22 protein-coding genes are annotated in these 22,371 nt (G+C 51.7%); 14 read left to right on the top strand and 8 right to left on the bottom strand.

What is annotated here, in order from left to right; translation table 11 throughout:
• Nucleotides 1-149: 149 nt before the first annotated feature.
• The 4 genes from PanJK_RS17365 to PanJK_RS17350 are packed head-to-tail and all read left to right on the top strand — an operon-like array spanning nucleotide 150 to nucleotide 2,532.
• On the top strand, nucleotides 150-884 hold the full coding sequence (locus PanJK_RS17365) for a septation initiation protein (protein WP_265301477.1): 735 nt from the start codon (nucleotides 150-152) through the stop codon (nucleotides 882-884).
• The gene (locus tag PanJK_RS17360; RefSeq protein WP_265301474.1) at nucleotides 884-1,435 is read left to right on the top strand and encodes a phage polarity suppression protein; all 552 of its coding nucleotides are present in this window, start codon (nucleotides 884-886) and stop codon (nucleotides 1,433-1,435) included. Before PanJK_RS17365 ends, PanJK_RS17360 begins: the two co-directional genes overlap by 1 nt.
• Complete coding sequence (locus PanJK_RS17355; protein ID WP_265301744.1) at nucleotides 1,435-1,710, top strand: ogr/Delta-like zinc finger family protein; 276 nt, start codon at nucleotides 1,435-1,437, stop codon at nucleotides 1,708-1,710. Before PanJK_RS17360 ends, PanJK_RS17355 begins: the two co-directional genes overlap by 1 nt.
• 12 nt (nucleotides 1,711-1,722) lie before the next feature.
• On the top strand, nucleotides 1,723-2,532 hold the full coding sequence (locus tag PanJK_RS17350; protein ID WP_265301471.1) for a hypothetical protein: 810 nt from the start codon (nucleotides 1,723-1,725) through the stop codon (nucleotides 2,530-2,532).
• 847 nt (nucleotides 2,533-3,379) lie between these two features.
• Here PanJK_RS17350 and PanJK_RS17345 read toward each other — a convergent pair.
• On the bottom strand, nucleotides 3,380-4,858 hold the full coding sequence (locus PanJK_RS17345; protein WP_265301469.1) for a hypothetical protein: 1,479 nt from the start codon (nucleotides 4,856-4,858) through the stop codon (nucleotides 3,380-3,382).
• 707 nt (nucleotides 4,859-5,565) lie between these two features.
• Between PanJK_RS17345 and PanJK_RS17340 the strand changes: the two genes are divergently transcribed.
• On the top strand, nucleotides 5,566-7,608 hold the full coding sequence (locus tag PanJK_RS17340) for a P-loop ATPase, Sll1717 family (RefSeq protein WP_265301467.1): 2,043 nt from the start codon (nucleotides 5,566-5,568) through the stop codon (nucleotides 7,606-7,608).
• A 121-nt stretch (nucleotides 7,609-7,729) separates the two neighbouring features.
• Here the strand turns inward: PanJK_RS17340 and PanJK_RS17335 are convergent, their stop codons facing one another.
• Nucleotides 7,730-8,389, bottom strand: coding sequence for a DUF1345 domain-containing protein (locus PanJK_RS17335; RefSeq protein ID WP_265301465.1), 660 nt, complete (start codon nucleotides 8,387-8,389; stop codon nucleotides 7,730-7,732).
• Between the two features lie 272 nt (nucleotides 8,390-8,661).
• Between PanJK_RS17335 and PanJK_RS17330 the strand changes: the two genes are divergently transcribed.
• Nucleotides 8,662-9,510 (top strand): AraC family transcriptional regulator, encoded by an 849-nt coding sequence (locus tag PanJK_RS17330; RefSeq protein WP_265301462.1) that lies wholly within the window; start codon nucleotides 8,662-8,664, stop codon nucleotides 9,508-9,510.
• On the opposite strand, the gene PanJK_RS17325 is transcribed toward PanJK_RS17330, so the two are convergent.
• Nucleotides 9,467-9,865, bottom strand: coding sequence for a helix-turn-helix domain-containing protein (locus PanJK_RS17325; RefSeq protein ID WP_265301460.1), 399 nt, complete (start codon nucleotides 9,863-9,865; stop codon nucleotides 9,467-9,469). The genes PanJK_RS17330 and PanJK_RS17325 overlap by 44 nt on opposite strands.
• Nucleotides 9,866-10,138: 273 nt before the next feature.
• Here PanJK_RS17325 and PanJK_RS17320 point away from each other — a divergent pair, with 273 nt between their 5' ends.
• Nucleotides 10,139-10,579, top strand: a complete 441-nt coding sequence (locus tag PanJK_RS17320) for a GNAT family N-acetyltransferase (protein WP_265301458.1) — start codon at nucleotides 10,139-10,141, stop codon at nucleotides 10,577-10,579.
• A gap of 1 nt (nucleotide 10,580) precedes the next feature.
• Here PanJK_RS17320 and PanJK_RS17315 read toward each other — a convergent pair whose 3' ends face one another.
• On the bottom strand, nucleotides 10,581-11,573 hold the full coding sequence (locus PanJK_RS17315; protein WP_061720021.1) for a LacI family DNA-binding transcriptional regulator: 993 nt from the start codon (nucleotides 11,571-11,573) through the stop codon (nucleotides 10,581-10,583).
• Between the two features lie 401 nt (nucleotides 11,574-11,974).
• On the opposite strand from PanJK_RS17315, the gene PanJK_RS17310 reads away from it, so the two are divergent.
• Nucleotides 11,975-13,438 carry a sugar porter family MFS transporter gene (locus PanJK_RS17310; RefSeq protein ID WP_256697929.1) on the top strand — a complete coding sequence of 488 codons (1,464 nt, stop codon included), beginning with the start codon at nucleotides 11,975-11,977 and terminating at the stop codon, nucleotides 13,436-13,438.
• Between the two features lie 52 nt (nucleotides 13,439-13,490).
• Here PanJK_RS17310 and PanJK_RS17305 read toward each other — a convergent pair whose 3' ends face one another.
• From PanJK_RS17305 to PanJK_RS17290, 4 genes are all read right to left on the bottom strand, one after another.
• A complete protein-coding gene (locus PanJK_RS17305; protein WP_265301455.1) occupies nucleotides 13,491-14,621 on the bottom strand; it encodes an ROK family protein in 1,131 nt (376 codons plus the stop codon).
• 8 nt (nucleotides 14,622-14,629) lie between these two features.
• Nucleotides 14,630-15,370: a DNA replication protein DnaC gene (gene dnaC / locus PanJK_RS17300; protein ID WP_007893471.1), complete on the bottom strand. Its 741-nt coding sequence runs from the start codon at nucleotides 15,368-15,370 to the stop codon at nucleotides 14,630-14,632.
• The gene (dnaT, locus tag PanJK_RS17295) at nucleotides 15,370-15,906 is read right to left on the bottom strand and encodes a primosomal protein DnaT (protein ID WP_265301452.1); all 537 of its coding nucleotides are present in this window, start codon (nucleotides 15,904-15,906) and stop codon (nucleotides 15,370-15,372) included. Before dnaT ends, dnaC begins: the two co-directional genes overlap by 1 nt.
• 101 nt (nucleotides 15,907-16,007) lie before the next feature.
• A complete protein-coding gene (locus PanJK_RS17290) occupies nucleotides 16,008-16,703 on the bottom strand; it encodes an autotransporter (protein WP_265301450.1) in 696 nt (231 codons plus the stop codon).
• A gap of 140 nt (nucleotides 16,704-16,843) precedes the next feature.
• Here PanJK_RS17290 and PanJK_RS17285 point away from each other — a divergent pair, with 140 nt between their 5' ends.
• The 6 genes from PanJK_RS17285 (at nucleotide 16,844) to PanJK_RS17260 (ending at nucleotide 22,249) form a co-directional block, all read left to right on the top strand.
• Entirely contained in the window at nucleotides 16,844-17,404 is a 561-nt protein-coding gene (locus PanJK_RS17285; RefSeq protein WP_256697926.1) for a DNA-3-methyladenine glycosylase I, read from the top strand.
• Nucleotides 17,405-17,513: 109 nt separating this feature from the next.
• Nucleotides 17,514-18,176 (top strand): OmpA family lipoprotein, encoded by a 663-nt coding sequence (locus PanJK_RS17280; RefSeq protein ID WP_008105270.1) that lies wholly within the window; start codon nucleotides 17,514-17,516, stop codon nucleotides 18,174-18,176.
• Nucleotides 18,177-18,333: 157 nt separating this feature from the next.
• Nucleotides 18,334-19,338: a LacI family DNA-binding transcriptional regulator gene (locus PanJK_RS17275; protein ID WP_265301446.1), complete on the top strand. Its 1,005-nt coding sequence runs from the start codon at nucleotides 18,334-18,336 to the stop codon at nucleotides 19,336-19,338.
• A 58-nt stretch (nucleotides 19,339-19,396) separates the two neighbouring features.
• On the top strand, nucleotides 19,397-20,422 hold the full coding sequence (locus PanJK_RS17270; protein ID WP_265301444.1) for a LacI family DNA-binding transcriptional regulator: 1,026 nt from the start codon (nucleotides 19,397-19,399) through the stop codon (nucleotides 20,420-20,422).
• Nucleotides 20,423-20,547: 125 nt separating this feature from the next.
• Nucleotides 20,548-21,294, top strand: coding sequence for a sugar phosphate isomerase/epimerase family protein (locus tag PanJK_RS17265; protein ID WP_265301442.1), 747 nt, complete (start codon nucleotides 20,548-20,550; stop codon nucleotides 21,292-21,294).
• Nucleotides 21,295-21,301: 7 nt separating this feature from the next.
• A complete protein-coding gene (locus PanJK_RS17260; RefSeq protein WP_409455784.1) occupies nucleotides 21,302-22,249 on the top strand; it encodes a sugar kinase in 948 nt (315 codons plus the stop codon).
• The last annotated feature ends 122 nt before the right edge of the window (nucleotides 22,250-22,371 follow it).

Genomic DNA, 22,371 nt, shown 5'->3' with positions numbered 1-22,371 from the left:
TAAAGCCTCTTTTTCTGGCAGGCCGGTTATCAGACGCAGCGGTAATCCCGCCCTGCGCTGTACCAGCCACCACACACTGCCCGCAGATGGATGCACTGTGCCACCGACGGCACAATTGACTGACCGAAAATAACCCGACAGGAATACTCATGACCGATAAAAACCCCGCAGCCGGACTACCCGCTTCCGTGCAGAGCGCGTTAGATGAAGTTAACGTCGCCCGAAACGCCTGGATTGAGACGCGCCGTAAACAGGAATCAGCGGCTTCGCAGGCTGAAACCATCCGCCAGCGCCGCGCTGAGACCGAGGCGAATGCGACCGCTCAGAATGATGAATGGCGCAGGCTGTTTCGTGAGAACGGCGGCGTAATGACGCCGGAGATGAAGAAGCTGCGCGCGGAGGTCGTACTCGACCGCGAGTCGCTGGAAGAGTTTGACGCCCTGCTGACCCTCCACGCGCAGGAGAGTGAGTTCCTGCCGTGGGAGACCGCCGACAGCGCGCAAGCATACATCAATGCGCACAACGACCTGGTACAGCTGCGCGCCATGCAGCTGTGGCAGGAATTCATGCAGGCACACGGCGAGCCACTGATTCAGATGCTGAGCCTGCTGAAAATCACGCTGGGCCGGGAGGCATCTATCACAACCGGCGTTGTCCGGGGCGTTAATGACCCGGAAAGCGTACTCAGGGAATTTATCAATAAGCACATCACGCGCCCTGCGCTTGAGCGCGACGCACTGCCGGAGGAAGACGCAGCCTTCAGGCTGGCAGGTGTTTTCCCGGATCATGCAGCCCGCATTGACTTCAGCAGAGCCCCGACACCGGCAGCACGGAACAAAATGCTGGTCCGCCGTGAAATGGCGAAGAAAAAGGAGCAGGCGTAATGACCATTGTAACCACTCCCGCGCAGGCGCTTGACCAGTTCCGCGCCGCCCGCAGCCAGTGGCAGGCTCACGTCAGTGCGCGTCAGGAGGCTGAAACGGCACTGAATACCCTGCTCACGGCTGGCGAAAAAACGGCTGATTACAGTGAGCGTGTACCTCTGCTGCGCGAGCGCATCGCGGTGCTGGACTGGCAGATTAACTGCGCCGCCCGTGAGGGCGTGTACGCACAGCGGGTTGTGCTGGAAGCCTGCACGGAGGACGCGCTCAGCGGCTTTATGGGCGAACACGGCCCGGCGCTCACCTCTGCGCTGGCCCCGTTCCTGAACGGCCCCGGCGGGCTGGAGGTGGCCGCCCGGCTGCTGCGCAGCGTCGTGGCCCGTGAGGTGCAGCGTACGCGCCCGGCGGTGGCAGCAGCATACAAGGACGCGCTCGCGGAAGCGGGCCTTGCCCCGGAAGCCGGTATGCTTCGCGACTGTCAGGGGAGCTACACCCCCGCACAGCACCTGCGCTTTGCGCAGCGCCAGAACCGGCTGCCGCAGGAGGGCGCGTGATGGCCCTCAAATGCCCGGAGTGCGGCACCACCGCACATACCCGCACCAGCGCCTACGAGTCAGCGACCGTCAAGCGCACCTGGTATCAGTGCACCAACCTTGACTGCTCCTGCACGTTCACCGCGCTGGAGAGCGTCGAGAAAATCATCATGAAGCCGCAGAAGCCTGCGGAGTCAGAACCCGCAGCGGCAACGCTGAGCGCGGCGCGACAGCCGCAGACGCTGGGCCGCTACGGCGACGCCTGCACCCGCCGCGACCGTCACGCACAGCCCTGAACAGGAGAGAATATGAGTACGCCAATGACAGACACCGCAGTTAACGCGACCGGCACGCGAATTGCCGCCGCCATGCACACCGGAAACCAGCCCCTGCGCGAGGCGGGCTGGCTCACTAAGCTGCCCGAAGCGGAGGTAGAAAACACCACCGCGCAGCTCGTCACAGGCCTTTCCCCTGGGTGGCGTCTTCGCGTCGCCGACCTGATGAACAGGCTCAATGGCTGGATGGAGGCCCGCAGCAGCGAAACCGCCGCAGCCGGTGCCGTAAGCACTCTGCGCGAGCGCCGCAGCGAGGCCGAACGTGAGGCAGAGGCCGGACGGGCACGCTTTCGCGAACTGCTGGATCAGAACAGCGGCACCGTTACGGCGGAAATGAAAAAGCTGCGCGCCGCCTACCTTGAACAGGAGGAAACCGCTCGCGAGCTTGAGAGCCTGACCGGCGAAAAGGAAAAGCAGCTGCCGCAGCTGGCCCACGATACCGGATGCAAGGCAACCGCCTATGTGCTCAGTCATGAGGGCATCACCGACGAGCGCGTGGACGAGCTTCTGGGCGATTTTCTGGTGCTGCATGGTGCTGAGCTGTTCAGCCTGCTGAATATGAAGTACCGCCAGTTCAGGCGCACCGGCAGTGAATACATGCCGGGCGTAATTGAGGGCGTCAATGACGCCGACACGCTCTATGGCGGCTTTGTAATGCAGCGTATTGCCGAAACCGGAAGAAAATACAGCGGGCTGATGTTCCGCGACGACGTGCTGAGCCTGACCGGGATCACGCCAGCGGGCAGCGCGAAAGCAGATTGCAAAAAGAAGAAACTTATCTGACCCGAAACAACGTAAAACTCTGAGATGCCCGGCCTCACGCCGGGCTTTTTTGTGCCCGACGCTTAACGTCGGAGCATGCATGCCTATGCCGCATGAAAACGCATGAGTCTCAGGCACCCAATAACGGCATATCAGACCAGCAGCGGCGCGGCATCAACCCGATCATGCAGGTGCATGAAAACCACTCCATAAAGCGGGCAGGCGTGGCGGGGGTACGAGCGCGCGCTACGGTCTGAAGTTTAAAGCCGAGCAATTACAGCGTGCTATTTGAAGCATGAATGGAACGGGTGTCCAAAAAGAAAGGTTAGGATTAAAAATTTTTGTTTTGGGCAGGTATATGCGTCACAATTTTTTGATACAACCCTAAAGATTTTCTGACCGGTGGCGAGTATAAATAGGTGCGCATGCATAAGGTGCATGGATTTGCATGCAGATTTTACTTGTCAGAAGCCCCCTTAGCAGCCCATCTGGCAAGGCCTACCATGATGCAGTTGATTAAAAAGTGACGCATAAAGCGGGCAGGCATGTTGGGGGATAGCATTGCGCGCAAAGGTTTTGAGGTAACAGATGCATAATTGGAATTGCCATTTAAAAGGACTATAAGAATGTCATATCAAATCCAAGCTATTTGCCCTTGCTGTAAGCTACAAACAACAAATGACTTAAATAAAATAGAGGAACTTTTCGGATTTAGAACGATGGAAAATGAAAGGCTAATTCCACAATCGTATTGCCGTAGATGCAGGGGACTGCGTTGTTCTCCCTCCGAAAAGAAATGTGGAGCAATGTAGTTAAAATCTGATGCGGTCTATCAATTCAAATGACAGACCGTTTTAAATTAATTAGATTAATCTTGTTCCTTTACATTTGACGCTGAAACCTTATTAGGTCTAGCATCAATTATAACAAGCTCCTTCCCTTCTTTTATTTTAAGCTCTTTGAAAATGGAAATTAATTTACTTAATTCCTGATCAGTAAAATACAGAATAACCTTTATTGATTTTTTCGTCTGATTTGCTTTCTCATATACTTTAACTTGATTGGCTAAGTTTTGTTTTAACTTGGAGTTGCTTGCCAATTTAAATTCAACTAATGTCTTGTCTTTAGAACCCCTCGATACTTTGTAATCAACAGGCCCCCTTCCATTATCAACTTCACTATTTACATCAGATACAGAAGCATACCATGTAAGTCTGAACATTAATTGTAAGTCTGACTCACGCTTGATAGGGTTTCCTTTCAGATAAAAAATCTTATAGCCATTGTTATTTTCAATTACTTGTTTTAAATACATAACACGATTATACGATTCTTCTAAAGTATCATGGTTTTCGTGGAAAAAATCGTTGTTATGCTCAAAAATTGAATCAATGAGTTTTTGAACCTTACTTATAAAAACACTCTCTGATTCAAGTACTTTTTCCATACTCTTTTCATGTGCAGAGCGACTTTGCTTCTCTTTCATTTTAATATAATAGTCAATGAAAGTAGGGTTATCTTTAATAACTAAGTCTGCAGCCGCTTCAAGATCCTTTTTCTTTGCCTTGTCGGGAAGGCATCTATTAAAATATTCGCTAAGTTGGTCCCTCAACTGTTCATTAGGAATGCTATTACAAACGTCTCTAAAATCAGCAATCATGTCATTACGGTTAATCCAAGTTTCATCTTTGGTGAGAATATCCCTTGGAGTTAACAGCACAAAGTCATCATTATAAGATGGCAAAGTGAATTTTTTATTCACCCACGTTCTTGTTTCATAGTTGAAATGGACTTTTTCTACATTAAATTCTTTAAGAAACTTTTTGTTTATGTTTTTTGTAGAAAAATCCTGTGTATATTCCAACAAAAATGACTTGATTAAATTTGTAGTGAAATCGCTTACACTATCCTTACCAACTCCACTTTTAATAAGGCATAGTTTTTCTAAATGACTACCAGAGGTGATTTCTTCTTTTCCAAAATTTGACAGTATATTGGAAAAGCTTGCATTTAAAGCTTTCGCAAAATCTGGGCCTAATCCACTTCCACCATTACCAACGATGCTGTAGCCAAACCAATTTTGCTTCACTTCGGGAAAAAGGAACCAACTACTAATAAGACCTTTACTGAGATTTCTGCCGCCAGAAACATCTCTTAGAAAAGCAACATAGTTAATTATCTCATTATGTAGTTTCTTATACTGATCGTTATCACTATTAAATAATAAAAATGGGTCTATAAATAATGGAAGATCATTAATTAGCGATATGTTAAATGCACCATAACTCTTAATCTTTTCAGGTGCTACTTTAAAAAAGTCAGAAAAATATACATTTATCTTAGGCATATATGGTTCTCCTTAACTTAAATTATCTTCAAATTGCTGCATGCGAGGATTTAAAAACATTAGGCACCATTAATAATGAACAGATTTAACCCTAAAATCAAAATTAAAAAGATCATAAAAATCATACAGATATGATAATTAGAATGAATTCAGCCTGATTTAAGAAGAAAAAAACTAACCATTTAGCAGGCACCACAAACTAAGCAGCAGTTTCTACAATCCGTTATAAGAGCAAAAGGTTTTACTGTGGCTGCAAAGTTAAGAGCACTATCAAATTGGGGGTATCTTTGGGGGTATCAGTTTAAAAAATATAATAATGTGAATTGAAATCAACGAGTTAAATCTATTACTAACTCCTGTGATCTTCCGCCACTACACTTCCGAAACCATCCAGATTAAGAAGGAAGGGTTCAACGCAGCCCAATCTAATCTTACGTTATCTTTTGTGAAGCCCACTCTCGACTCTTTAAAGTAAAAAACCATAAAACCTGCTTAAACCCAATTTTTTATCTACTATAAAAATTTAAAACAGCCACTAAAACCACTAATACATTTAAGCTATTGTTTTTTTTCTTCATTTTACTCATTTAATATTTTTCTGAGAATTTCATAATCGAGTTGAAAAAACTATTAGGCATGAATCGATGACGAATGATATAGATATATTTAACTATCAAAATAGTCTGATGGATCACTAGGAGAAGATAATGGGAAATATACAATTGCCTAAGGATGCTCTACAGCGTGTCCAGTTAGGTCAGTCATTTGCCGAATACGACATTATTAGAAAATCTTCTGACTTGTTTGTTTCAACCCCTGCGACTCTTGCTGCTTTAGACAGTGAAAATACTCATTGCTTCTTTATTGGTAGGAGAGGAGCAGGAAAAACCGCTATAACAATAGAGGTTGGTAGAAAAATAAGTCGCACTATAAACATTATTCCTCAAATATTCGATTTACTCAAACTACCCTTAGACAACGAATTATTTCTAGACACTAGACAGCGACCTTTTAAATCTTTAATGCATTCAATGGAACGAGCATTAATCGATGAGGTTATAAAAAGCTGGCATGAAAATTCGAGTTTTGACTTCAATAAGGCCCCAGAAACCATCAGAAAAGAAAGAAGCCTTATTGAAGATTGCGATTTTGATCAGCGCATATTAAATCTTGTTGGAGAAATTTTTGACGCCTATTCTAAAGAAAATGAAAAACTCTGGTTGAGGCAGATACAAAGGAGCAAACGATTAATCCAAGAAATTAATGATCTTGATTTCAATGTGAATTATCAATATGTTTTACTTATCGATAGGCTTGATGAGTCGTGGGACGGTAGTGAATCAGCAATCATATGCTTAATGGCTTTAATGCACGCAACAGTAAGACTTATAGCATCTACTAACTACATAAAACCTTACGTTTTCATCAGAGAAAACATCTACGACAGAATTAGAGCAAGAGATAATGAGTTTTCAAGACTGGAAACATCGGTAGTATTTTTAGAATGGAGTCCACATAAATTATCAGAATTAGTAGAGAGAAGACTCGTTAAACCATTTACAGCCAAACCAAAACTCGGAGGTGAAGCTTGGGAACATTTTTTTGAGGGAGAGTCGAAAGACAGCATTAATAACTTTATGAATGTATGCCAACATCGGCCTCGTGATGTTTTAATGCTGGCGAGTTATGCCATTGACTCAGCAATAAGTCATGGAAACAACAAGGTAAAATCTGAAGATCTTCTTTATGCCAGTAAGCGTTATAGTACGAGTCGACTCAAAGATCTAGGTGATGAATACGCTGAAAACTATTCAAATATTAGTATTATACTTGAGTATTTTTTTGGACTAGGTAATGAATTTACGCTCGTTGCCATTGAGGATTTCATCCAAAAACTTTTGGTTAATGATTCTGTCGCAAAACATTGTAAATCATGGTTTTACGATTTCACCACCCCTTTCCGATTTATAGAGTTGTTTTATAGCATCGGTTTTCTTGGTATAAGAAGAAAAACTCATATTGAATATAAAGATTCTGGGAAAGACTCTAATGCAAAACCCTCATTTGACCATGCCTCCACTGTTTTCATTCATCCAACATACCACGAGGCACTCAACTTAAGAAATATTCTCCTAAAAGATTTAAAGGAAAATACTACTCTTCAAAGTGAAGGTATTCTAGAAGACCTTCCAGATAGTTTCAAACTTGATGACTATAAAGCTGCATTAGAAAACACTTTAAAAAAACTTAAAGCGCTTCCTACTGGTTCCGCTTTCGCCTCTAATTTTGAAGAAATTGTTGGTGATGTAATAAAACTCTGTTTTTTTAGAACGCTTACTAATGTACAACCTCAGGTGCGAGCCCACGACAATACATCTATAAGAGATTGGATTGCTTCGAATAGGGCATCAGATGGTTTTTGGGAAGTGGTTCGCACAAAATACGGTGCAACACAAGTAGTGTGGGAATGTAAAAATTACAGTGAATTAAAATCTGATGACTTTCATCAATTAGGATATTACCTCAACGATACTTTTGGCCATTTTGGAATAATTGTTTTCAGAGGTGATGAAATAAAAACACAATACATAAGACACATATCAAATTTAGCAAATAGAAATAAGAGTGGTTTAGTGTTGCTACTTACGCATAAGGACTTAGAAGTATTTCTACGTCAGGCGATCAAAGGTACATTCAAGGAGTCTCATCTTCAGGATAAATATGATCAAATGGTAAGAGCACTGTCCTAAACTAGGTATAAGATTGTGTATAACAGAAAATACCCATTGTTATTATTTGTAATTATAACAATGGGTTATTTAGTTTTCATCGCTCCTATGATCTTCCGCCACTTATTTATATCCCCTCCCACTAACTCAACAATCCCGCCCCTACATTCACCGACAACCCCAAAATCGCCAGATTGAACACGAACGAAATCACCGACTGCAGCAGTGCGATTTGCCGCATATCCGTGGTGCCCGTTGCCACATCGGCGGTTTGCGAAGCCACCGCGATGGTGAAAGAGAAATAGAGAAAATCCCAGTATCCCGGCTGCTCGGGCTTTTCGGGAAAGATCATCGGCGTGACATCTTTGCTGCGACGCAAATAGTGATGATGCGCGTAATGCATGGCGAATGAGGTGGGAAGCAGCGCCCATGAGACCACCAAGGTTGCCGCTGTCAGCAGCAGATGCAGAATGCGTGGCGTTCCCGTCAGGCTCTTCAGCGTGGTGAGCTCCATCAGAATCGCCAGAATGCTGACCAGGCAGGTGAGCGTCACCATACTTAGCACCAGCGTCGCGCTTTCATCTTCGATTTTCGCAATATGCGGGATGTCTTTGGCCTCGGTGCCTAACATGCGCAGCCACAGAAAAGCGAGATAGAGCCATGCCAGCACGTTCCAGCCAATCAGCAGACGCTGCAACATGCCCAGATGCGCTGGCAGGAAGAAATAACAGGTCACGCCAGCCACAATCGAAACCAGCAAACGCAGGCGTGCGCGAAGGTAATGCATCAGGGAAAGGCTCATGGCGTCAGAGGCTTAGTAAAGGAAGGTGGATAGGATAACTGTAGACCTTTTGATCAGTAACCTCTCAGGATTTCACCTCAATCCATCAACTGACACTCTCACAATGCAAAATAAAGGTGAGTGTGAACAGAACGCAACCTGTAAGTCTTAGTTACAAGTTCAATGGAAACGAAGTTATTAAGCAGGCCCTCCCCCCAACTTATACGCGACCACGCTTTACTTCCCCACCAATCTCCGCCACTTTGCTCCTTCATCGCATTGTGGAGCCTGGCATGTTAATCCATCCAACTGATACTCTGACTTTCTCGGGCAATCCGCGTCAGGCTGAGCTGCGTCAGCGCCTGCTGGAGCCGGATGCGCCGAAAGTGATTGCCGCTGCGTTAGCGAAACAGCTGGACCGTGAAACCTTCACGCATCGCCATGCAGCTGGGCAGCTTTTCTGTTTGAAACAGGGATTAATGACGGTGAAAACGCCGTCCGGTATTTTCGCCAATCCGCCGCGACTGGTGGGCTGGATTCCGCCCTACTTTGAACATGCGATTATCGGGCCGGGCCCGGTGCTTGGCTGGACGGTATTGGTTGACGATGCGCTGGCCGCGCCATTGCCGGATCATCCCGTCCTGCTTTCCTGCCCCTCGGTGCTGGAGCCGCTGGCGGAAAGGCTGGCAAACTTGTCGCCCGATCACTGGGGCAGCGCGCGCTACAATCGCCTGAGCGAGGTGTTTCTGGATGAATTGTATGAATCGACTGAACATCCGCTGACGTTACCGTTGCCGACGGAACCGCGCTTGCTGCAGATTGCACGCCTGTTGATGGACGATCCCTCCGATACGCGCACCGGGCCAGAACTGGCGCGCTGGGCCGGACTCAGCCCGCGCAGTTTGAGCCGTCATTGGGCCAGCGCGGAGGGAATGAGTTTGACGCGATATCGCCAGGTTTCACGTTTACTCAAATCACTGGAAGGATTGGCGGCGGGCAAAAGTGTGCAGCAAGTGGCATGGCAGGTCGGATTCGATAGTGTTAGCAGCTATATCAGCGCTTTTCGCAGCGCGTTCGGTTCAACGCCCGGTAAATACTTTACGCTGCTAGTCGACTCTGCGGATGCAAAAACAGCAAGCTAGCAGGTCCATCAATGTCCGGCAAAGTGTGCTGATATTTACGCCGGAACGCGCCGGGCGGCAAATTGAACATGCGGCGGAAAGTGCGGCAATAAGTTTGCTGCGAGTCGAAGCCATATTTAATGGCGATATCCATCAGCGGCATGTTGCTGTTCAACAGCGCGATCACCGAAGCCGTTAACTTGCGCTCGCGAATGTAGGTGCCAAGCGCGACGCCGGTGTAACTGCGAAACAGCCGCTGCAGATGCCACTGCGAATACCCGGCGCGGCGCGCCACGGTTTCCAGAATGAGTTTCTGCTCTATATTGTCCTCAATCCAGAACATCAGTTGCTGCATAAAGGCGGCGTGCATATCCATCTTTCCTCCTGATGTCGAAATGAATACCGTGATACCGATAAATCGTCGCACATCCCGTAGCGGCGCGATTTATCGCGCAATGAATTGCGCCGCTACGGGATGTGCGCTCTGAAATTTCGGTTTCAGCGATTAACTGACAAGCATTATAAGAAGACGTTAGCTGGCTATGTGACGGTCAAAAGCCAATAAATAACGATAACTCGCCAATTTGGCGCTTTATCATTCAGGCCGAATATTTCATCATCTCTGCTGATCATGAGAATGGAGAACACCATGAAAGGAATTTACCCTGCGCAGGAGAGCAATTTTGAGGCGATCACCACTGTGTGGGAAGCCTCGGTGCGGGCGACGCATCATTTCCTGCAAGATGCGGATATCCGCGCTTTGCGCCCGCTGGTGCGCGAGCAATATTTGCCGATGGTTGAGCTGCGTATTTATCGCGATGAAGAGCAGAGCATTGTCGGTTTTCTCGGCGTGGCGGAAAATCGGCTGGAGATGTTGTTTGTCGCGCCGCAAGTGTTTGGTCTTGGCATAGGCAAACAGCTACTGCGCTTCGCCATCGAACAAATGAATGTCAGCGAACTGGATGTGAACGAGCAGAATCCGCAGGCGCTAAGTTTCTATCAGCATCAGGGATTTGTTATCACCGGCCGCTCGCCACTAGATGGACAGGGAAATCCTTTTCCGCTGCTTCATCTGCGATACGGGCAGTGAATTAAATCGTCGCACCCATTGAGAGGCGATAATGCAGGTCGACCTGCTCGATGGTGGGCTGCTGGTTGATCTTTTTCAGGATGATCTCCGTCGCTACTTTTCCCATCTCAAAGCGCGGCGTGATGACGCTGGCTAAGCGTGGCGTGGTTGCCTGGCCGATCTCCAGCCCGTGAAAACCGGCAATCGCCATCGCTTGCGGCACGGCAATGCGCGCCGCCTGACACTCCTGCAGCACGCCGACCGCCAGATCATCATTGGTACAAAGAATCGCATCCATCTCGGGATAGAGCTGGCGCGCCAGCGTCATCATGCCGGTGCCAATCGATACCGATGAGACCTTGTTCGGCACAATCCGCCCTGCGGGCAAACCGGCCGCTTCAACCGCATCGCGATAACCGGCGTATCGTTGCTCATCACGACGATCGGACATCGAACCAAAGTAGATAACACGCTGTTTGCCGCTGGCCAGCAGCATCGCCGTCATATCGTAGCCGGCGCGATAGTTGTCGAAGCCAACATTGATGCGTCCACGCGCTTCGGTCAATCCCATCACTTCCGCCACCGGAATGTTGGCGGCGTTAAGGTATTTTTCCGCGCGTACGGTGTGTACCGATTCGGTCAGGATCAGCCCTTTGATGTTAAAGGCTAAAACCGTGGCGATCTGCTCCTCTTCACGTTGCGCGTTGTAGTCGTAATTGACCACCAGCGTTTGATAGCCGTGCGCGCTGGTCACCGATTCAATGCCCGCCAGCAGGTCGGCAAAGATTTGATTATTAAAGGAAGGAATCAACACGCCGATGCGCGGTGGGTTCTGTTTGGTCGCCGCGACATTATCGGTATCCGCGACGTAGCCAATTTCGGCAATCACGCTGGCGATCTTCTCCGCCGTTTCCGTTTTGACCTTTTCCGGCGTGCGCAGATAGCGACTTACCGTCATTTTGGTGACGCCCGCCAGGGTAGCAATATCGTCCAGAGTGATGCGCTGCGTTTTCATTACGGCGTCCGCAAAGAGGGGCTGAGAATCAACGTATTATGCCCGTTGCCTGTTAAAAAATGAAACGCGCCCGTGCGCTCAGCCGGATGAAATATAATCGGCAAAGCGCCGTGCATAACAGAATGAAAATTCCAATAAAAAGCAAACTTTGCAATGTCTTTACAAAGTGAACTGATGAAAAACCTATCATTTCATTAGGCTATAAACATGCCCCTGACGACTTATTCAGCAATTTTCGCAACCCTCTTCACACTTTTCGGAAAAAATGATCCAAAAACCATCATTTAGAACATATATTCCAACACGAAGACCTCGCGTGAATAAAAGTTGAACATCTAAACCTACACCACCCTCTTTCTGAACAAGTAACGTTCAGGCCGTAGAGACAAGGGGCTATAACAATGGATACCAGGCAAAAACGCTACAACATGAAGTATGTCATTCTCTGCTGTACTGTCGCGGCATTCGGCGGTCTGCTGATGGGATATGACTCTTCAATTATCTCCGGTGCAATCGAACCCTTAAGTGAATATTTCCAGTTATCGCCCGCTGAAACCGGCTGGGCCGTTTCCAATATCCTGCTCGGCAGTTTGATCGGCTGCTTTATGGCACCGCGCCTCAGCGACAAACTGGGACGCAAAAAATCCCTCGCCATCACCGCCCTGCTGTTTACCGTTTCGGTGATCGGGACGGCGCTGGCGCATAACTTCACTGTATTCGTCATTTTCCGCATGATTGGCGGATTGGCAATTGGTCTGGCGTCGGTGATTTCGCCTATCTATCTGGCGGAGCTGTCGCCTTCCAGGTTTCGTGGCCGTACTACCGCGCTGTATGCGGTGTGCTGCGTCGGCGGACAATCGGTGGTGTTACTGACTAACTACTTCATCACCAAATCCACCTTGCCTGACGTGATGATCAATATGGGCTGGCGCTACATCCTCGCCACGGCGCTGGTGCCGTGCGCGCTGTTTATCCTGTTCATCGCCTTTATCCCGGAATCGCCGCGCTGGAACGTGCTGAAAGGCAAGTACGATGAAGCGCTGGATACGCTGACCAAAATCTCAAACCGCGAGCATGCCGAGAGCGTGTTCAATGAAATCAAACATTCGTTTTCTGATAAAACCGCGCATCAGCACAAATCGCGTCTGCGTCTGGATAAAACCACCATTCCACTGCTGATCGTCGGTATCGGTTTGGCGGTGGGTAACCAGATCAGCGGCATCAACGTGATTCAGTACTTTGGGCCAACCTTGCTGAAAAACGTCGCGGGCAGCACGGACTCAGCGCTGCTGCAAACCTTCTGGCTGTCGATTTGTCAGTTCATTGGCGTGCTGGCGGGGATGATGCTAATCGATAAAGTTGGTCGTCGTAAGCTGCTGCTGCTGGGGGCCATCACCTCCTGCGTGTGCCTGACCTACTCCTTCATCGCCTTCTATTACCACCTGCCGGGCATGCTGGCGGTGATTGGCCTGTTCGCGTACATGATTTTCTTCGGTATGACGTGGGGCCAGATCGTCTGGACGGTGCTGGGCGAAGTGTTCCCAACTGAGATTCGTTCGATTTGCGTGGGGATTTCCATCTGCGCGATGTCGATGGCCAACTTTGTTATCAGCAGCACCTTCCCGATCATGAACAGCAGCCCGATGCTGCTGGATATATTCCACGGTGGCTTCCCACTGTTGCTGTTCGCGATTTTCTCGCTGGGGATGTACTTCTTCACCTTCCGCTATCTGCCAGAAACCGCCGGCGTGTCGCTTGAGAAGATTCATGCGCTGGTACTGCGTAAATTTAACGTTGAAGCAGATCTGCCGAAGACGACGTCCACTACGAAAGCGAGTGAGTCGTTTGATATTCCGAGGCATTAAAGCATTTGGTCGCCATCAATGGCGACCCTACGGGATCATTGATGGCGCCTGTTTAATTCAGGCGCTCATACTGCTCAATCACCGCCAGCGCTAAGCCGTTGGCCGGATCGATACGCAGCGGCAGGAAATGCAGCGCGGTGTGGGCAAAGGTAAAGGCCAGCGTACCGGCCTGCGCCGCCTGTTGCACCGCCTGCACGAACGCCGGCTGCGCATTCCACGGCCCATCAATAATGATGCTGGCCGGATTCACCAGCTGCATCACCTGACTCAACGCGTTGCCCAAATGGGTGCCCGCCTGCGTCATCACCTCTTTAAGGATTTCCGGCTCGCTATCACCATTCTGCCAGCGCAGGCCCGGCTTGCGTTTTGCCAACTGCTGCTGAATGGCCGGTTTGCTCACCAGCGTTTCCAGACAACCTAAGCGTCCGCAGCTACAACGTTCGCCGTTGGGTTGCACCGTAAGATGGCCGATCTCACCCGCCGTCCAGCTGCTGCCGGTAAACACTTCGCCCTGCTCGACCAGCGCGCCGCCCAAGCCTTCTGAGATACGCAGATAGAAATGGCTTTGCGACTTATTCAGTTCGAGTTGCTGCACCGAGAGCAGCGCGGCGGCTTTGACGTTATTCATGATGCGCAGCGGCAGCGGCATCTCGTGGCTGAGGATGGTCATCACATCCACATTCTGCCAGCCAAGATGGGCGGAAAAATGCACCCAGCCACGATGGGGATCGATGATGCCGGGGAAGCCAATCGCCACGCCGAGCAGCTCGGGATGCGCCGCGTGCAAGGTCTGACACACTTCCACCAGCTCATGCAGTAATTGCTCGGGATCGCTGGTTTCCGTGCGCCAGGTTTGCTCGGCAATCACCTGCGAGTAGTAGTCGCACACGCGCCAGTGAATCGCCTGGCGCTCCACCATGATGCCGGCGCTTTTCAGCTTTTCCGCGCGCAGCGAGATTTCGATTTTAGGGCGGCCCGCAGAAGCGACGCTAACCGGGCCGAGCTCATTGATCAGCCCGGCTTCCAGCAAATCATCGACAATCAGTGAAACGGTGTTTTTGCTCAGCTCGAGCGCTAATGCCAGATCCTGGCGGGAGGTGATGCGGGTGGTGCGCAGTTGCGTCATCACCCGCTTCAGGTTGTTCAGACGAAGTAGTGCTGGACCTTTACCGGCTGCTTTCATAGCACTCCTCAATACTCATCACCGCGCACACGGCTGCGATAACTTTCCCAGTCAAAGCGCACCCACAAGCTGTTGCCGAGGCGCATACGATCCATCACGCGTTCACCCAACAGCGAATTCATGCCCGCCGGATCGAGGTTCGATAACATGCCGGTCGGGCGTTTCGACGATGAGCGGCGATCAACAATCTGATTGATGATCACTTTTTCATAGCGCGATTCGCTCTGCATGCCGATCTCATCGATCACCAACAAGTCCACATGGCTGAGATCGTGCAGCAGGCGCTCTTCGGTTAAATCGCTGCCGCCGCTGAAAGTGCCCTTCATGCTCGACATCAAGTCGGCGACGGTGACAATCAGCACGCTTTTACCGCGGATAATCAGATCGTTACCAATCGCCGCAGCAAGATGGTTTTTACCGGTGCCGGGACGGCCAGAGAAAACAAAACTGGAGATGCTATTTTCAAATCCGGCGGCGTATTCGCGCGCCATCGCCAGCGCTTTACGCTGCCCATCATTTTCCACGCGATAGTTGTCGAACGAGCAGTTCATGTGCAGCTCGCGGATGCCCGAGCGCCCCATGATGCGCTGCATTTTCATCGCGCGGTTTTCCCGCACAATCGCTTCCGAGCGCAAACGGCCCTGCTCCTGATTCCAGGCCAGCAGCTCCGCGCCGTTTTTGAATTTCGGCTGCACTTCGGACGGCATCATCTTTTTCAGGCGGCTAAAAAGATCGTTCGGCGTTTTCATTACTCACCTCGGAATCCATCGGGAATATCGTAATCAGTATTGCTGATTTGCGTGAGATCGCGCTTTGGCTGCCCGCCATTAGCGGCGCGATTCATCTGCACGCTGCGCGCTAACTTCTGCTGCCACTGCACATGGTGGAACAAACGGCCTTCCGCCTGCCAGTACGCCACAAACGTGGCCAGCTCGGCGGCAGTAACGGCTTCACTCAACGCCACGCCCCAGATGGCGGCCTGACGTTGAAAATCGCTGTCCGGCTGCCAGCCTTCATACATTGCGAACTTGCCAACCGGTGTAGCGATAGGCGCGCTATCGGTCTGAAACAGACTCTCATCCAGCGTGACATCATTGGGCTGCTGCGTGGCGGCTTCCAGCGCCAGCAGCTGCGCCAGACGCTGCGGCGTAAGCGCATAAAATGCCGGCGTATTGTTATGCAGCACCGCCAGCGTGCCGTTATCGGCCTGCTGCAGCACGGCGAGCGGGTCATGGCAGAAGCCATCCAGCCCTACCAACGTTGAAGATAAGATTTTGACTGACATGAAGAAACCTGACGTTAACCAGCATGGTGCGCCGGACGGTTAATTCAGCCCGACGTAATACGCTCAGTGTAACTGTTTTAGCGCGGCGGATCGCGCGCGATTTAGAAGCTGGCGCTGACGCCAAGGCTGTAGATGAACTGCTCACCGCTGCTCACCGCACCGGTTTGCGCGAAGGAAGCAAAGGCCGCCATATTTTGCCCCAACGGCATATTGGCACCGACGCTGACATCCACCCAATTGTTTTCCCGGCCATTCATGTCGTCAGCGTGTTCACGGGTGGGTGAAGGCAGCTCTTCATTCACCAGATGGCTGTAGCTCACCTGTGCCCACGGCGATATCCAGCCAAAGCTGGAATCCACGCGCCAGCCGAGCGAGGCAATATGCTCGGCATTATTGCTGTCCACGCGTTCACACTTCGGGCAGCTCAACGTCGAATCATCTACCGCAAACTGCGCCACCGGCCCGGTGCTCACCGCTTCACTCATCGGCATCGACCAACCGGCCGAATAGCGATTAACAAAGGGCGCGGCACCGACGCTGGCGGTTTCATTGTGCATCACCATCGCGAAGTCGTTCGGCGAATTCAGCGCAGCGTCAAACAGGTTGGCATCGGGGTTTTCTGTCAACATCAGATGATTACTGGAAATTTTTTCAGCAAGTATTGCGTTGTAATCGGGCGCGCTATTCTGGCTGGATTGATCAAAGGCATAGGCATTCCCGGCCAGAAAAAATAGCCACCAACCGCTAAAAGCCAGCGCAACTTTGTGCTGGCCTGTCCGCTGACTTTTCTGCAACATGAAGGACTCCTGACGAGCCGGGAAGAGATGGGCGTTTAGGTTTTATAAGATCTATATCGGCGCCCGTTGTATAACTATTAATCGAATTTGCTGTACGTCAAGGGATCTATCGCTATTTCATATGCTAAGGGAGTGATGCAATGCAGCGTTGTGGCTGGGTAACTGAGGATCCACTGTATCTGGCGTACCACGATCAAGAGTGGGGCGTGCCGCAGACCGATAAGCGAGTCTTATTTGAAATGGTCTGTCTGGAAGGCCAACAGGCGGGGCTTTCATGGATTACCGTGCTGAAAAAACGCGAAAATTACCGCCGCGCCTTCCATGAATTCGATCCTGATGCCGTGGCGTTGATGGATGAAAGCGACATGGAACGTCTGATGCAAAATGCGGGACTGATTCGCCATCGCGGCAAGCTGGAGGCAATCATCAACAATGCGCGCGCATTGCTGGCGCTGGAAGCCACCGGAGAGGACTTTTCGCGCTTTATCTGGTCTTTTGTCGACCATACGCCGATTTTGCACCGTTACGCGAATTATAAAGACGCGCCAACCACCTCCGAGCCCGCCATTGCGCTCTCTAAAGCGCTAAAGAAGCGTGGTTTTAAATTCGTCGGTCCCACAACCTGCCACTCATTTCTACAGGCCTGCGGCTTAATTAACGATCATCAAACCAGCTGTTTCTGCCATCCTGATAATCTTTAAAGCAAAAGTTTACAAATTAAGACTGACCCTCACGCATTTCCCCATAATTGAACGGCATAATAGTGCCGTTTTGGGGCTTTTCCCCGTTTAAATCTGTGAGGGATTTTTCATGAATAAGCGTATTTTGGCGCTGACCTTGTTATTGAGCGGCAGCCTGGCGCTGTCGGGTTGTACCACCAATCCGTATACCGGCGAATCGCAGGCGGGCAAATCGGGCATCGGTGCCGGCTTAGGCGCGGTGTTAGGCGCGGGCGTGGGCGTGCTGTCGTCGTCGAAGAAAGATCGCGGTAAAGGCGCGCTGATTGGCGCGGCATCCGGTGCGGCACTGGGCGGCGGCGCGGGTTATTACATGGATGTGCAGGAAGCGAAACTGCGCGACAAAATGCGCGGCACCGGCGTCAGCGTGACGCGTCAGGGCGACAACATCGTGCTCAACATGCCAAATAACGTCACCTTTGATTCCAACAGCAGCAACCTGAAACCGGCGGGCGCTAACACCCTGACCGGCGTCGCGATGGTACTAAAAGAGTATCCAAAAACCGCCGTGAATGTGGTGGGCTACACCGACAGCACCGGCACGCGCGCGCTGAATATGCGCCTGTCACAGCAGCGTGCTGACAGCGTCGCCAGCGGTCTGATTCTGCAGGGCGTGGCGCAGAACCGCCTGCGTACTCAGGGTTTAGGCCCGGATAATCCGGTCGCCAGCAACAGCACCGAAGACGGTAAAGCACAGAACCGTCGCGTTGAGATCACCCTCAGCCCGCTGAGCTAAAAGTAAAGCCGATCTGCGCCAGCAGGTCGGCTTTTATCACTCTTTTTCGCCACTTTTGACGCCACCTTTGTCAGAAAAAGCTAAAAAATTCGTAACTGATAGAGCCGCCTTTTCCTTTATGCTAGCGTGATCAAAAATTGATCAATGGGACGCTATCATGTCACTGAAAGCCATCGCCGCTACCCTTGGCCTCTCTGTTACTACCGTGAGCAGGGCGCTAAATGGCTATGACGATGTAGCGGCCGTCACGCGCAAACGCATTGAAGATGAAGCGCAAGCGCGCGGTTATCGTCCCAACGATGCGGCCCGTCGCCTGAAAACCGGGCGCGCCAATGCGGTTGGACTGCTCTTTCCCATCAGCCACGCCTCGCTCAATGACAGCTACTACAGCCAAATGCTGCTGACGCTGGATCAACGTCTCGCGCAGCACGATATTGATCTGCTGTTGCTACCCGATAAGCCGCAGGAGCTGCAACGCAAGCTGATTCGCATGCTGCGCAGCGGCGCCATCGATGCCCTGATTTTAACCCACACCATGCCGCAGGATGCGCGTTTGCAACGCCTGCAACAGAAAGGTTTCCGCTTCCTGACGCTGGGTCGCAGCGAGCTGCCGCAGCCTTACGCGTGGATTGATTACGATAATCACGCCGGTACTTTTCTCGCGGCACAACACTGCCTGCAACAAGGATGGCCGCGTCTGGCTTATCTCGGCAGTAACGAATCGGCGACGTATATCCTCGATCGCCGCCAGGGATTTATTGATGCGTTGATTCAGCATCAGGCGCCGGTCGATCAATCTCTGATGGCTACATTGCCCGCCACGCGCCGCTCCGGCTATCAACAAACCAATGCCTGGCTGGCCCAAGGCGATGCGCCGCAAGCGATCATTACCGATTGCAGCACGCTGGGTGAAGGAGCCGCGATTGCGCTGCAGCAAGCGGCCCGCCTGAAGGGCGCGCAGGCGATTCCGCTGTATGTGTATGATGGATTGCCGCCCGATTCGATTGTCGATCAGCCGGTAAACGCCATTCTGCAATCATCCCAGCAGCACATTGGCGAGCGCATCGCCGAAATGGTGCTGCAACTGCTGGATGATGCGCCGCTGAGCGAGCTGCAAACGCTCTGGCAACCGGTGCTGCGACTCACTTCAGACACGCAATGATTGCGACTGGCCTGAGCTGTGTTAGTCTTCGCCTGTTTCTTTTCAGCAGGTGTAAGCAATGAAAACCAGGCCGCCACGAGCCACAATCAGTGACGTTGCCCGTACGGCAAAAACCGGTAAAACCAGCGTTTCCCGCTATCTGAATGGCGAAGTGAATCTGCTCTCGCCCGATCTCAAAGCCCGTATCGAACAGGCCATCGCCGAACTCAACTATCGTCCCAGCCAGATGGCGCGTGGACTGAAACGCGGCCGCACGCGTTTGATTGGTCTGATCATTGCCGACATCACCAATCCTTACTCGGTTGACGTGTTGAGCGGCATCGAAGCGGCGTGCCGTGCGCAGGGCTTTACTCTGCTGATGTGTAACACCAACAACGAAGTCGATCTCGAACAGCATTACCTGCAACTGCTCAGCAGTTATCAGGTGGAAGGCATTGTGGTGAATGCCGTGGGCATGCATGAAGAAGTCCTTAATCGCCTGCAACAGTCGATGCTGCCAATGGTGTTGATCGACCGTAAAATTCCCGATTTCGCCTGCGATATGGTGGGGCTCAACAACGTTGAAGCCTCCACAATTGCGACTCAACATTTGCTGGATAACGGCTATCAAGCCCTGCTCTTCCTGAGCGAGCCACTTGGCAGCGTCAACACCCGCCGTGAACGTCTGCGCGCCTTCTACGACACGGTGAACAGCGCGCCACAGATTGCGGCAGAGAATGCCGAAGTGGCGCTGCATCAGCCCGACGCGCTGGAAAAACAGCTGCGCGCGTTCCACCAGCGCCATCCTGACAAACGCTGTGCGGTGATCGCCGCCAACGGCGCGCTGACCTTGCAAGTGGCGCGCGCGCTGCAGCGCCTTGAGCTGCGCTGGGGCGAAGCGATTGGCCTGCTGGGCTTTGACGAACTGGAATGGGCGGCGCTGGCGGGCGTCGGCATCACCACGTTAAAACAGCCCACCTGGCAGATTGGTTACGCCGCGCTGGAACAAGTCATTGCACGCATTGAAGGCAGCGAGCAATCGATCAGCGAACAGCTCTTCTCCGGCGAGCTGATCGTGCGCGGCTCCAGCCAGCCGCTGCGCTAACCTCCCCTTTTATGGCTCACTTCGTGAGCATGATCATAATTTCACGGTCTGCCTCTTCTCTTTGGAACCGGTTCCATTTAGGTTTTTTATAACGAATGGGATGTGGTCATGCCCGGAGAAACGTGATGAAACCAGAAATTATTGTTGTAACTGCCGCATACGGCGCGCAGAAAGTAGCGGAATTGGGTGGCCAGACCGCGCTGTTGCCGCTGATCAAACAGGCGGGCGCGGATGGCGTCGAAATCCGTCGCGAGCTGTTCAACGAAAACGAACTCTGCCTGCTGCACGCACTCGGCAATGCGATTTCCCAGCATCAGCTGAGCGCCAGCTATTCCGTGCCGGAAGCGCTGTGGCTGGATGATGGCGCGCTGAATCCGCGTCTGGCGCAATTCCTGCAGGAGGCCGAACAAATCGGCGCTAAGCGCCTGAAAGTGGCGCTCGGTCATTTTGTGGAGCTCGATGCCAGTGCGCTGCGCGCTGTGTTGAACGCCTCAACGGTGACGCTGGTGGTGGAGAACGATCAAACCCCGGACAGCAAACTGGCGCCGATGCTGCGCTTCTTCCATCAGGCTTGTGATGCCGCATTGCCGCTGGATATGACCTTCGATATGGGCAACTGGCAGTGGACCGGCGAAGACGGTTTGCAAGCCGCCGCGCAACTCAGCCGCTACGTTAGCTACATCCACGTTAAAACGGCGGTGCCGCACGGTGAGACTTTCCGCGCTATCGCGCTGGATCAGGCCGACGATAGCTGGCGCTCGCTGCTGAACGCGCTGCCAACCGACGCACCGCGCGGCATCGAATTCCCGCTGGAAGGCGCGGATTTGCTGGCGGTCACGCGCCATTACGTTGACCTGCTGCGTGCAGCGTAAGGAGCCGATGATGACGCATAAAACGCTGGATGTGGTGACGATTGGCGAAGCGATGGCGATGTTTATCGCCCAACAAACCGGCGATCTCGCCGCAGCGGAAGGCTTCGTCAAACGCATCGCCGGTGCCGAACTCAACGTGGCGATTGGCCTGGCGCGTCTCGGTTTGCAGGTCGGTTGGGTGAGCCGCGTCGGCGACGACAGCTTTGGTCGCTTCACGCTGCAGCAGCTGGAAAAAGAGAGCGTCGATCACCGCTGCGTCACCACCGACGCACGCTATCGTACCGGTTTCCAGCTCAAATCCCGCGTCGATGACGGCTCCGATCCGGAAGTGGAATATTTCCGCAAAGGCTCCGCCGCCAGCCATCTGTCGCCCGACGATTTCAACGATGACTACTTTGGCAGCGCGCGCCATCTGCACCTAAGCGGCGTGGCGGCGGCGATCTCCGACAGCTCACTTGCCCTGGCGCAACACGCGGCAAAAGAGATGCGCGCGCGGGGCAAAACCATCTCCTTCGATCCCAATCTACGCCCGGTGTTATGGCGCAGCGAAGAGGAGATGCGTAAGCAGCTCAATCATTTAGCGGAATACGCCGATTGGGTGCTGCCAGGCGAAAAAGAGGGTTTGATTCTTACCGGCTATCGCCAGCCGGAAGCCATCGCCGATTTCTACCTCGATAAAGGGGTAAAAGCGGTGGTGATCAAAACCGGTGGCGACGGCGCCTGGTACAAAACCGCTGACGGCCAGCAAGGCCAGGTCGCACCGATTCGTGTCGAGAACGTGGTCGATACTGTCGGTGCCGGCGACGGTTTTGCTGTTGGGCTGATCAGCGCGTTGCTGGAGGGAAAATCCCTGCCGCAAGCGATTCTGCGCGGTAATAAAATCGGTTCGCTGGCGATTCAGGTCGCTGGCGACAGCGAAGGCCTGCCGACGCGCGCGGCGTTGGGTGATTATTGATACTCACGACAGTCGATGCGTTTTTGTAGGGTCGCCATTTATGGCGACCTCCCGACAAAGATTTAAAAAATATCTGTACCTACTACAACTATATTGCGAGGCGCATCCCCTAAATGCGTCCA

Source organism: Pantoea sp. JK (genome assembly GCF_026130245.1).
GTDB classification, from domain to species: domain Bacteria; phylum Pseudomonadota; class Gammaproteobacteria; order Enterobacterales; family Enterobacteriaceae; genus Pantoea; species Pantoea trifolii.
Note: the sequence above shows the minus strand (reverse complement) of the source record. Positions and strands in the feature narration are given on the sequence as shown.